Origin of the sequence: Paraburkholderia lebeckiae (genome assembly GCF_050436325.1) — a bacterium.
Taxonomy (GTDB): domain Bacteria; phylum Pseudomonadota; class Gammaproteobacteria; order Burkholderiales; family Burkholderiaceae; genus Paraburkholderia; species Paraburkholderia tuberum.
The window spans coordinates 3212632-3223888 of sequence record NZ_JBNDLZ010000002.1 but is presented as its reverse complement, the minus strand read 5'-3'; the positions used below and the strand labels follow the sequence as shown (position 1 = coordinate 3223888).

Here is an 11257-nt window from a genome sequence, read left to right as displayed (position 1 = left end):
TGCTGCGCGGCGTCCAGTTCTATGTCGAGCCGCGGCTCACGCTGTTACATCGCATCGGCCACAAACGGCAACATCGTCTCGGCCCGGTGCGCATCACGTCGATGAATCACCCGGCTTTTCGACGCTATTACATGGCGCGTAACGGCATGCACCTGTGCGTTCAATATGTCCCGTCCCTGCCGGTCGCGCTCGTGCCCAATTTCATCACGCTGCTGCAAGTCTTCCAGGTACTGTTCTTCGAGTCCGGCAAGCGGGCGAAACTATCCAGTATCGGTTGCGGGATCGTCGACGGCCTTCTCGGCCGGCTCGGTCCGCTCGAAACGGCGCGCCCGCGGCTTGCGGCGCGGCTCGGACAAGGCTGACCGATGACGACCGACTCTTGCCCCATCGGCTTCGCACGAAAACGCCTATGGACGGCGTTCGTGTCCACCGCTTCGCTATGCGCGCTTTGCGCGGTCGCGGGTTGCGCGGACAACAGCTCTTACCATCCGCTTGCGATGCATTCGCCGGGCCCCGAGGCGCTCGCGCGGACCGCGCAGGATGCGCAGACCGCAAACGGCGCATGGCCGCAAGCGCAATGGTTCGAGTCGTTTCACGACAAGCAGCTCGATGCATTGATCGCCGAGGCGTGCGCCGGCAATCCGGACATCCAGGCCGTCGGCGCGCGTCTGGCCGAGGCGCAATCGCAACTCGACCAGTTCGCTTCGGGCACGGGCCTCACGGGCGGCGTCGCGGCCGCGGCCTACAAAGCGCGCATGCCCGCCATCAACGGCGCGGCGGACGTGAATGTGGCGGGCACCACGGTTCCCATCAATCTCTTCAGCGATCCGTGGGTCTCGCCCGCGAGCGTTATCGCCGGTGCGAACTACGACCTGGACCTGTGGGGCAGGAACCGCGCCGTGACCCAGGAACTCGTGTCCGCACGCGACGCTGCGCATGTCGAAGAACAGCAGGCCCGCCTGATCATCACCACGTCGCTGGTCACGCTATACGGCCGTCTTGCCGACGAATACGCCAAGCGGGATCTGATTGCGGCGAAGCGGCAACAAGCGGACCAACTCGATGAGATCCGGCGCACGCGCGAGGCAAGGGGAATCGACAGCACCTACGCCGCACAGCAGGCACGTATCGAGCAGGCCACGCTGCGCATGCAATTGCAGACGACCGACGACGCGGTCACGCAAACCCAATTGCAGATCGGTGTCCTGACTGGCGAGGGACCGGAACGCGGCCTCGCATTGCGGCGCCCGACGCTTGCCAACGCCGACGCCGCTGCTATGTCCGTGCCCGCGAATCTGCCATTCGACCTGCTTGGCCGGCGCCCGGACGTCGTCGCCGCAAAGTTGCGCGTGCAGGCCGCGACCGCAAAAATCGCAGCAACGCGCGCGGCGTTCTATCCGAACATCAATCTATCCGCGGCGGGCGGCCTGGCGTCGCTCAGTCTCGGTTCGCTGTTTTCGAGCGCGTCGCTCTTCTTCGCATTGGGCCCTGCCGTTTCGTTGCCGGTATTCGACCGCGCGCGTCTGCGCTCACAACTGCATGGCGACTACGCGCAAGCCGACGAAATGATCGCGCTGTACAACAAGACGCTTGACGGCGCGCTGGCCGAGGTCGCCCGTTCCATCGCGACAATGCGCAACGTCACCGCACTCATCGACGCACAGACACAGATAGTCGCGGCGCGCGACAGGATGCTCACAGTCGCCACCGAACGGCAACGCCGTGGCCTCGTCCAGCAGGCGGACGTGCTGGCGCTCCGTGACATGCGGCTCGATGATCAGTTGCGTCTTCTCGAACTCAACGGGCAACGACGCGACGCTCATATCGCGTTGATCCGGGCGCTCGGCGGTGGGTTCGATGCGACCGCAAGCAGCCCTTCGGCCGCTTCGCCGGCCAGCCACGCGAATCAGGAGTCGCACGACAACATCAGCGATATCCGCCGCGATAGCCGCTTTTCTTCCCTTCCCTCCTCCAGCCAGGCCTCATGAGTACAGAAAATCTGCTTGGCGAACGCGTGCCGATGACGGAGCGCGACACAACGAAGGTCAGCCGCCGGAACCGGCGGCTCGCGCTGCTGTTCGGCGTCGTGTCGATGGCGGCGGTTGCGGCGGGCGTGCACTGGTTCGTCTCTGGACGTTACGTCGAGGAAACGGACAATGCGTATGTCGGCGGCGACGTGGTGCCAGTCGCCGCGCGGATTGCAGGCACGGCGCGCGAAGTGCTGGTCGGCAATACGCAGTACGTCAAGGCCGGTCAACCACTTGTCCGGCTCGACGACACCGAGGCGCGCATTGCGCTGCAAGAGGCCGAGGCACAGTTGATCCGCGCGGTGAGGCAGGCGCGCAGCGCCAGATTCTCCAACGCCATGTACCGGGCTGCCGTCGACTCGCGCGCCGCGGAGCTCGCGCTTGCCGAACAGAGCCTGAAAGCGCGCTCGGGCGCAACGGTGGAAGTGGTCTCCGGGGAAGAGTATGCGCGGGCCGAGGAAGCGGTGAAAGTTGCGCGGGCCAATCTTGCATCGGCCCGCAGCCAGCTTGCCAGCGGACTCGCCGCGAGCGGCTCGGGCCGAATCGAAGACGATCCGGCCGTGATGCAAGCTGTACAGCAAGTGGAGCTTGCGTATGTCCGAAACGCGCGAACGACACTCGTTGCGCCGGTCGAAGGCGCCATTGCTCTGCGTTCGGTGCAGATCGGCCAGCCGGTTGCGGCCGGCACACAACTGATGACGGTTGTGCCCGTCAAGCAGTTGTGGATCGAGGCCAACTTCAAGGAAGGACAAGTCCGCAACCTGCGTATCGGCCAGCCGGTTTCCGCGGTCGCCGACCTCTACGGATCGAACGTGGTATTTCACGGCCGGGTTGGCGGACTGTCACCGGGAACGGGCAGCGCCTTTTCCATGTTGCCGCCGCAGAACGCGGCCGGCAACTGGATCAAGGTCGTTCAGCGCGTGCCCGTCATCATTTCGCTGAACCCCGAGGAGCTCGCCGCGCATCCGTTGCGAGTCGGCCTCTCGATGACAGTGTCGGTCGATACGCATCAACGCGACGGAGCGCTAAGCACCAGCGCCAGCGCCATCACGCAGGCAGATGCAAACGCCGCACCAGCGCCTGACGATGACATGACGCGCGCGGAGGCCATCGCGAGAGAATTGATCGGGAAGAGCGATAGCTTGGGCTCTCATGACGCCGGTGAGGATTGAGTTCGACAGCGCAGAGGCGCGGCCAATTGTTCAATGCCCGGCTACACTGGCTGCTACGGCATCACCTTGGCCGTTTTCTTCACCCGGATCAACGGAATGATCACCCGATCCCGAGATCAGTAAGCTGGTGCGGCATTACGAGCGTCGGTCGACTGGCCGGTCAAGCTGATATGAACGCAAATATCGTCGATCATTCTTGACGTTCAAGCATAGCGGGCCGCTTTGGAACGCTTCCGGGCGTCTTCTGTCAATGAGTACAGCCGGCCACGAGCCGCCGGTCGAGGTCGCCATCCAACTTGGACAGCGAAGATCTCGTACGCCCTCGCTCAATGGCCGGTTTCCGGCGAGCGAATTGCCGGTGGTACTGCCTCATCCCGGCCCAGAAAGAGACATTCATTTTCGTCACCAGTTTGTGCTCTCGAACCAGCTAACGATCTGCCAAATCCGGCATTTCCGTGACGCTGTAGGGGCATCAATTGCGGTGTGAGCCGATCACGGTAGACTGCGCGACAGAAGACCCCTTCGCTTCTGGATGCCGAAATGACGTTGCTACGACAGTCGATTGAAACTTATATTCATGCGAAAGACGGAAACCGGCCGCATTTGATGCACAGCGCATTCATGGTTGACGCCGAGCTTGTGATGGAAGTCAAAACCGAAGAAATATCGTTTCCAACCTTGGTTAAAGGCGTGGACAACATTTCGGCTGTTTTGGTGAGCCAGTTCGCGCAGCGCTACGAAAACATCTACACGCTGTGCATGGGCACACCGCCAGACGACCAAACGACATTCCGCTGCAATTGGCTCGTATGCATGACCGAGAAGGTATCAGGTGCTGCACGCGTCGGTTTTGGTAACTACGATTGGCTTTGTCAGGATGGGTCGGGAAGGGTTGCGAAGCTCAAAATAACCATCGAAGAAATGAAAAACCTGCCCGGCGAATCGAGCCAAGTGATTCTCGAATGGGTCCGGATGTTGCCCTATCCGTGGTGTCCGCATGATTTGCCAGCGAAAAGTGCTCCGAATGTCCCATCGGTTCAGAGAATTGCTAAGCACCTAGCTGGTTGACTCGATCAATGGGATGCCGGTAAGCCAGCCCCTGTTTCCGTAGGGCGAACTGCCGCTGACTTGGTGTCGCCAATGACCGCTGTCGGGAATGTTGACTGTCGCTTGTGGGTCGGGAGTACGCACTGCCGACTGGCCGCTTCCAGACCGCGAGATTCCACTGGCCGCTTTCCGACAATGAATTTGAAGAGCGGACTGACGCAGCCCGGTAGAGTCGAGATGTGGCGCGGTAGCGGTAGGTTCGGTTTGTCTGTTGCCGCCCCTTTCGTCTGGCGGTGCCCGAATAACTTCACCCTAACCCCGTTTCCACACCCCGCTCATCGAACCGGACATGCAGATCTCCCGCATCCGGCTCTCGGACAAGACCTCACGCCGTCACACACGCCAGGCTACGCCCCCGCGGGCGCTCAGACGTACGAGACCGAAGTGCCCGTAGAGGTGCGAGGATGGATAGGTCCCGCCCCTGCGACGTCTGAGCTTGTACTTGTTGCGTAACCACCGGCGCAACCGCGTCGCGGTGTAGCTGTCGAGTGCACGGTATGCCCGGCTAACGCTCCCTACCTGGAAGTAATTCGCCCAGCCGCGCAGCGTGCGGTTCAACCTGCCCACCAGTTCCGTGGTCTCTTGCCATGCCGTCTTGAGGGCGGTCATTGCATGAATCTTTTCGACCATGCGCCGGATACTCTTCTTCGACGGGCGCATGCCCATGCGGGCCTGACCAGTTGTCGCTGAGTACATCCGCCCAAACGTAAAACCCAGGAAGTCGAATTCGCCTTCCGGCACTTTACAGATTCGTGTCTTCTCCTCGTTGACCGTCAACTTCAGCTTGCTCATGATCGCGCGCAGTCGCGACAAAGCCTCTTCGGCCTTACCCCGCTTGCACAAGATCACAAGATCGTCCGCATAGGTCACGATGCGACCGCCAAGACTGCGCTGAAGTCCAAGCTTCTTCCATGCCAGCACAAACCGGCGCATATACATATTTGCCAGTAAAGGTGAGATGGGTGATCCTTGCGGAATGCCACGTCTGCTGTCCCTGGCCTCCGTCGTACGTGTCTTCCGGCCTCGGTTATCGGTTTCTTCAACGGGGCATTCCAGCCACATCCTGATCAGATGCAGCACCCGCCGATCAACGATGCGTCGCGCGAGCGACAACATCAAGTCGGCGTGAGGAATACTTCCGAAGTAGTCCGCGAGGTCGGCGTCAACAACGTCCGTTTGCCCTCTATGCAGCCGTTCCTCCACCTCGGTCACCGCTTGCTGGGCGTTGCGCCCCGGGCGGTAAGCGTACTGCTCTGATGGAAGGTCCGCTTCGAAGATCGGTTCGAGCACCAGCATTGCTGCTGTCATGCACACCCGATCTCGCAAGGTCGAGATGCCCAGTGGCCTCAACTTGCCATTGGCCTTCGGGATAAACACTCTTCTGATAGGGTCCGGCCGGTAATTCTCCTGCCTGAGCGCAAGCGCCAGTTCGCCGAGCCACTTCTGCACCCCATACGCCTCAACATCCGCGAAGTCCTGCCGGTCGACACCCGGCGCGCCCCTGTTCGAGCGACACTGGGCGTACGCATGCGCCAGCACATCCTCGCGATAGATCTTGTCGTACAGCGCGTAGAAGCGATACCCGGCTTCTGCCTTCGCTTTCGCGTGTAACGCCATCTGCAGCTTCTGAACACGAATCGGAGTTGATAGGTTGCCCAATCTCCACGTCCTCACTACGTATTGCGTTCGTCTTGAACTGAGGCCCCTTCCCTCCACCGGCATTACCCGGCTTCAGCGGTACTACGGGCCTCTCCGTCATCCCAAGGCGCCCGGCCTGTCCCTCACGGGCGTCCGGTTGGTCATCCCTGACCACGCCGAGGGACTTCCCGTGTTGCGTACGCTTTCCTTGTGTACATGCTGTCGCCACTACCCCGGCGCAGCGACTGGGCGTCCAGCCTGCTCATTCGCCCAGCCGTATCAGCCTTCCCCGATAGGGTTGTCGGGTCGGCCTGCGCATCGACCTTTTCGAGGTTTGCTCGGCGTTCACTCGCGTTACGGCCTGCACACTCGCGCTGTCACCAATTTGTGACACGCATCACCGAAGGCTTCAGCCATTTCGTTGCCTCCATAGCTGCTCCGAATTAGAAAGGACTTTCCCCATTCCGTGGCGTAGCGATATGCCACGATGGTTGGTGCTGGCAACCCATCTGAGAAGGGGAAAGTCATGGAGAAGATTACTCGTATCGGCGTCGACCTCGCCAAGAACCTGATCGTGGTACATGGAGTCGACTCAATGGAGCGCGTGGCGGTCAGGAAGGCGATCCCAAGGCAGAAGTTTCTCGAATGGTTCGCCAATCTCGAGCCCTGCCTGGTGGCCATGGAAGCCTGCAGCGCGGCCCACTACTGGGGCCGAAAGCTTCGCGCGCTCGGCCACGAAGTCCGCCTGATCGCCCCACAGTTCGCCGCGGCGTACCGCAAAGGCGGAAAGCACGTGAAGAACGACCGGCTGGACGCGGAAGCCATCTGTGAAGCAGCGAGCCGCCCCCATATGCGTTTCGTCGCGCTGAAGACCGCTGACCAGCAGAACGTTCTGGTGCTGCACCGGATGCGCAGCGGCTTTGTCGAGGAGCGTACGGCACTCGTCAACCGCCTGCGTGGCGAACTGTTCGAGTTCGGCGTGTTCCTCCCGCAAGGCATCGACGCGTTCCGTGACCACTTCGTCGAGGCACTGGAGGACGGGACCACGGAGCTGGACGGTATCGCACGCACCGCGCTCCTCGCCGGCTGGCATCACATCCACGCCCTCGACGAGCAGATCGCGTGGTATGACTCGCAGATTGCCGCGCGGGTCAAACATGACGCCAACGCGCAACGCCTCATGGCCATCGTTGGTATCGGGCCGCTCACCGCGTCGGCCGCCGTCGCGACTGTCGGTGACGCGCGCGTGTTCAGGAACGGACGGCAATTTTCCGCCTGGCTTGGCTCTGTGCCCAAACAGGCCAGCAGTGGCGGTAAAACCCGGCTCGGCCACATCACCAAGCAGGGCAACACCTATCTGCGCACCCTGCTGTTCCAAGGTGCTCGCTCGGCCCTAACGAGTGCGCATCGACGAACAGACCGGCTGTCGCGCTGGATCGTTCAGCTCCGCCCGCGGGCGGGCTGGTATCGAACGCTGGTGGCCATCGTCAACAAACACGCGCGAATCCTCTGGGCGATCCTCGCCAAAGGCGAGCGCTTCGATCCCTCCCATACCCCGATCCGTCCGTCGTGACTCGTGAGCCGCACCACGATCCCCGAAACACAGGACACCACCGTACAGCACCCCAAAGGGGCCACTCCCAACACTAGGACGCAACAGGCATGGATAGCGACAGGTCAGACCGGCAGCAGGCGAACTCGAGGAAGCTTCAGGCGACGCATCTCATGCGTGGCGCCGCGCTCCGGATGGAGTCCTGCTGCGCGGTTACTATCCGGGCCCGGGCACAGAAGCGACAGTGCCCCAACAAGGCCGTTTATAGGTATGCAGTCTGCCCCGCCGCCGATCTGCCATCGTGTCCGCCACAACATCGGAATCAATCAATGACCGAATAAACCTCAAGCTTGCAAAAAGGGAAAGTCCTTATAGGTTGCTTCCGGCTGGAGCATTTGCCGCGCGGGGCTTGCACCCGCTGGAAAGCGCCACCTTTTCACGGCGCACACCCGGCTCGGCCGTTCGCGCATTCACCGACCCAATGGCGGTTTCCGGTGTACATCGGTCGTCGCAATTGATCAGGCGGACCGATGGACTGCTCCATCGACGAATTTTCGCGATTTCAGGCCATGTGTACGGACAGCACGATGGCACGTCGTGCAACTCGGAAGACGCCTATAAAGCCGTCGGTTCGGAGACCATCGTTCAGTGCGGGGCGACCTGCCAGGCGAGAACGGTGGGTGGCACCGGGCAGCATCACCCACACGCCGTTCGGACCGAAGTCCTACCCAGCAAAACTCGTCGGGTCGCTCATCTGGGCGGTAGTAAGCCCGTTCGACGCCGGCAGATTGCCGCCGCTCGATGGTTGGCCCCGTCGTCTGGACGTTCCAGTAAACGTCGCTCCCACGATGGCAATCACCGCTTGTCAAGGTGCGAGCTGCCAGCTCAGCACCGGATGCGTTGCACCTGCGGGCATCGACCATACGCCGTTCGGTTCGAAGCCGTAACCGACGAAGGACGACGGCATGCTCATCTGCGCACTCGTAAGCCCATTCGCGGCGGGCATGGCCGTACCGGAATACACCCCGATGTTCGTCCCGGTGGTGTCCTTGTTCCAATAGACGTCGTTACCAATCGTGCCTGTGTTCGAAAACGCGATACCGACTGACGGGGGAACCTGACCGGGCAGGCCCGCCTGCGTGACCTGGCCCGTCGCGAACGACTGAGTGATCTTCCCGGAGTTGGATGCGACAAGCCCTGCGGCCCCTGAGTCGCAAGCGTAGGAAGTTCCGCCGCAATAGTTGGGCTCGAACGCCACGGCTCCAGTCGCATACGACTGCGTGATCGTCCCTTCATTGCGGCCGGCAAGACCACCGCCGCCAACCGTGTGGGCGACAGCAGTAACTGCGCCGCTCGCATACGACTGCTCGATGACGCCGCCGAGTTCGTTATCGCCGACGAGTCCCCCGGGCAAGCCTTCTGTATAAACGCCGACGCTGCTTGACGAGCGCGCGACCGTGCCGAGGTTCATTCCCACCAGTCCGCCGGACGATGCATCGTCAGCGTTACCGACCAGTCTGATCGAACCTGAACTGGCGCCGCGCACGATGGTCCCTTCATTCACGCCAGCAAGGATGCCGAAGCCGCCATATGTGCCATATGAGTTGATTGAGCCATTCACTGCGATGTTGCGCACGACGCCAGCGCTGCCGATCAAACCGAATAGGCCTTCTGCCTGCAACGTAACGGGCGGCTGGCTAACGCCCCCGTCCACGGACTGCGCGAGCCTGAGCGACTGGATCTGGTGCCCTCGCCCGTCGAACTGCCCCGAAAACGGCGTGCTGTAATTGCCCAGGGGGACGAACCCGCTGTTCGTGCTGGCGCTCGCGTCGATGTCCTTGCCGATCGCATAGTTGCCCGCGAGATCAGCCGACACGCTTTGAAGATCGGTCAGCGAATTGACGAGCCGATAAGCTGTAATCTGCGTGACGAGGCCGCTATTTGGCGGGACCGACCATGCGGCGTTACTGAGGAGTGTGCCCGGCGTAAAGCTCCCGCCGTATGCGCCCATATCGTAGAGCACGGTCACGATGCCTGTGCTTTTCGACCAGTCGACCGTGCCGCCGTTGATGACGCTGCCGCCGTTGTCGATGCCGGACGCGTCCGCGCGCAAGGTCAGATTGCCTGCACCATTGTTCGCTATCGTCGTGCCCGTCGTCACGGAGACGTTGCGGTACGCGGCAAGCGTGAGCGAAGCCGGACCGGACCAGCGCAGGCTCGACGCGACGCCCAGGTCGCCCGTTGCGCCGTTCGCGCCTGTGGTCGTGACATCGATCGACGTGCCCGCGTTCAGGCTGCGCTGCAACGTATGCGCGGCGGAGTCGTCGATCGTGAAGTCGGGCGTCGACAGATTCCACTGCCCCGCGTGAACCGATGCGTGCCTGCCGAAAGTGAGTTGTGCCGCTTGCGTGTCGACCGTTCCGCCGCTGCCATCCGCGTTGTTTGCGGTGATCTTGCCGAACTGCTCGACACGGCCGCCGTCGGCGACGAGCCAGACGTGGCCATCGCGGCTCGCGGTGCCCGTCGCGCGGATGCGCGTGCCGCTGCCCGCAAGCGCGTACACGTTGCCGTCGGCGGCCTGCAGGCTGACCTGCGCGGCGGTTATCCGCCCCTTGTTGACGACCGTGCCCTGACTGCCCGTCTGCACGAACACCTGCCTGCTGCCGGCCGAGTCCTGCAGCAGCACCTGCTCGCCGGCGGCCAGTTCCGCCGTGCCGTTGGGCGCTGCGACGGTGCCTGCGTTGATGACGTCGTGTCGCGCAATCAGGAATACATCGCCGCCGCCCGAACTGATCTTGCCGAGATTGATCACGGCTGCGTTCGAGTTGCCGGATAGCGTGAGCGAGCCGCTGCCCTGTATGAACGCGTCATTGCAGATGTCCAGCGTCGACGCGACGAAACGTCCGCCGGTGGTAATAACGCCCGATGGCCCGACGACGATGCCCTGTGGATTGACCACATAGACGCTGCCCGTCGCACCGAGCCTGCCGAGGATGGCAGAGGGCGAACCGCCCGTCACCCGGTTCAGCGTCGCGCCGGAGCCGTTGTCGAACGTCACGCTGTTGGTTTTGCCGATCGAAAAGCTGTTCCACTCGATTACGCCGCGCGTCGCGCCCGGTTGGGTAATCACGAGGCCGTTGCCCTGGCTTGCTATCGTGCCGGTGCCGGTCACGTATGTGCCGCCTCGTGGAAGGAGGCCAGCCGCGAGCGTCACGGGTGTCAGGGAAAGTCCAGTCAGCGAAATGCCGATGGCCAGCAAGAAGCCTGCGTTTGATTGCTGACGTCGCAGTGCGCGTCGCGCAGGCTGAGGTAGTTTGGGACGTGACATACACCCCCGCTTTTCCGCGTGCATGCGGAAGGGCTGCCGATGACCAGCAGAGTCGAGCGCAAAGGCAATGGTCGCCGCGTCTCAAGAATAGCTGTTGGCCCCTGCGTGCGCCTGCCGATGTCTCTGCGTTTTGCGCCTTATTGTCTGTGCGGTTGCGGCCGCTGTTTGTGTGGCGGCCTCACCTGATGCGTCCAGGAAATCAATGTGAAACTGTTAAAGGTCGCGAAAGGCCAGGGACCGGTTGCAGTGCGGAGCCGACGTCTGAACGTCTGTCCAAGGGGAGGGTTGAACGACGCTTGATGGCCGATTGGGTGACGTCGCCAACGGCCGCTTAGTGGCACTCCAGTTTGCGAAATTTGGATTTGGCCGACTGACCGGTTTGGAGAAAGTTGTCTGACCGGAATGGGTCGAGATGGAATGGACACCGCCCTCC

The 11257-nt window shown here is 62.2% G+C and carries 6 protein-coding genes and 1 pseudogene; 5 read left to right on the top strand and 2 right to left on the bottom strand.

Features of this window, described 5'->3' with window-relative positions; genetic code table 11:
• From OKW44_RS18105 to OKW44_RS18090, 4 genes and pseudogenes are all read left to right on the top strand, one after another.
• A pseudogene (locus OKW44_RS18105) lies at positions 1 to 362 on the top strand (glycosyltransferase family 2 protein); the annotation flags it as partial.
• Positions 363 to 422: 60 nt separating this feature from the next.
• Positions 423 to 1988 (top strand): efflux transporter outer membrane subunit, encoded by a 1566-nt coding sequence (locus OKW44_RS18100; protein ID WP_063713742.1) that lies wholly within the window; start codon positions 423 to 425, stop codon positions 1986 to 1988.
• On the top strand, positions 1985 to 3199 hold the full coding sequence (locus tag OKW44_RS18095; RefSeq protein ID WP_018425564.1) for an HlyD family secretion protein: 1215 nt from the start codon (positions 1985 to 1987) through the stop codon (positions 3197 to 3199). Before OKW44_RS18100 ends, OKW44_RS18095 begins: the two co-directional genes overlap by 4 nt.
• A 540-nt stretch (positions 3200 to 3739) precedes the next feature.
• Positions 3740 to 4267: a hypothetical protein gene (locus OKW44_RS18090; protein WP_018425565.1), complete on the top strand. Its 528-nt coding sequence runs from the start codon at positions 3740 to 3742 to the stop codon at positions 4265 to 4267.
• Positions 4268 to 4639: 372 nt separating this feature from the next.
• Here the strand turns inward: OKW44_RS18090 and ltrA are convergent, their stop codons facing one another.
• Positions 4640 to 6028 (bottom strand): group II intron reverse transcriptase/maturase, encoded by a 1389-nt coding sequence (gene ltrA / locus OKW44_RS18085; protein ID WP_348524888.1) that lies wholly within the window; start codon positions 6026 to 6028, stop codon positions 4640 to 4642.
• A gap of 442 nt (positions 6029 to 6470) precedes the next feature.
• Between ltrA and OKW44_RS18080 the strand changes: the two genes are divergently transcribed.
• Positions 6471 to 7517, top strand: a complete 1047-nt coding sequence (locus OKW44_RS18080) for an IS110 family RNA-guided transposase (protein ID WP_280784104.1) — start codon at positions 6471 to 6473, stop codon at positions 7515 to 7517.
• An 844-nt stretch (positions 7518 to 8361) separates the two neighbouring features.
• On the opposite strand, the gene OKW44_RS18075 is transcribed toward OKW44_RS18080, so the two are convergent.
• Positions 8362 to 10824 (bottom strand): two-partner secretion domain-containing protein, encoded by a 2463-nt coding sequence (locus OKW44_RS18075; RefSeq protein ID WP_280785275.1) that lies wholly within the window; start codon positions 10822 to 10824, stop codon positions 8362 to 8364.
• Positions 10825 to 11257: the final 433 nt, after the last annotated feature.

Coding starts and splice junctions, on each gene's coding strand:
- OKW44_RS18095 (WP_018425564.1), top strand. CDS start 1,985: ATGAGTACAGAAAATCTGCTTGGCGAACGCGTGCCGATGACGGAGCGC.
- OKW44_RS18090 (WP_018425565.1), top strand. CDS start 3,740: ATGACGTTGCTACGACAGTCGATTGAAACTTATATTCATGCGAAAGAC.
- ltrA (WP_348524888.1), bottom strand. CDS start 6,028: ATGCCGGTGGAGGGAAGGGGCCTCAGTTCAAGACGAACGCAATACGTA.
- OKW44_RS18080 (WP_280784104.1), top strand. CDS start 6,471: ATGGAGAAGATTACTCGTATCGGCGTCGACCTCGCCAAGAACCTGATC.
- OKW44_RS18075 (WP_280785275.1), bottom strand. CDS start 10,824: ATGTCACGTCCCAAACTACCTCAGCCTGCGCGACGCGCACTGCGACGT.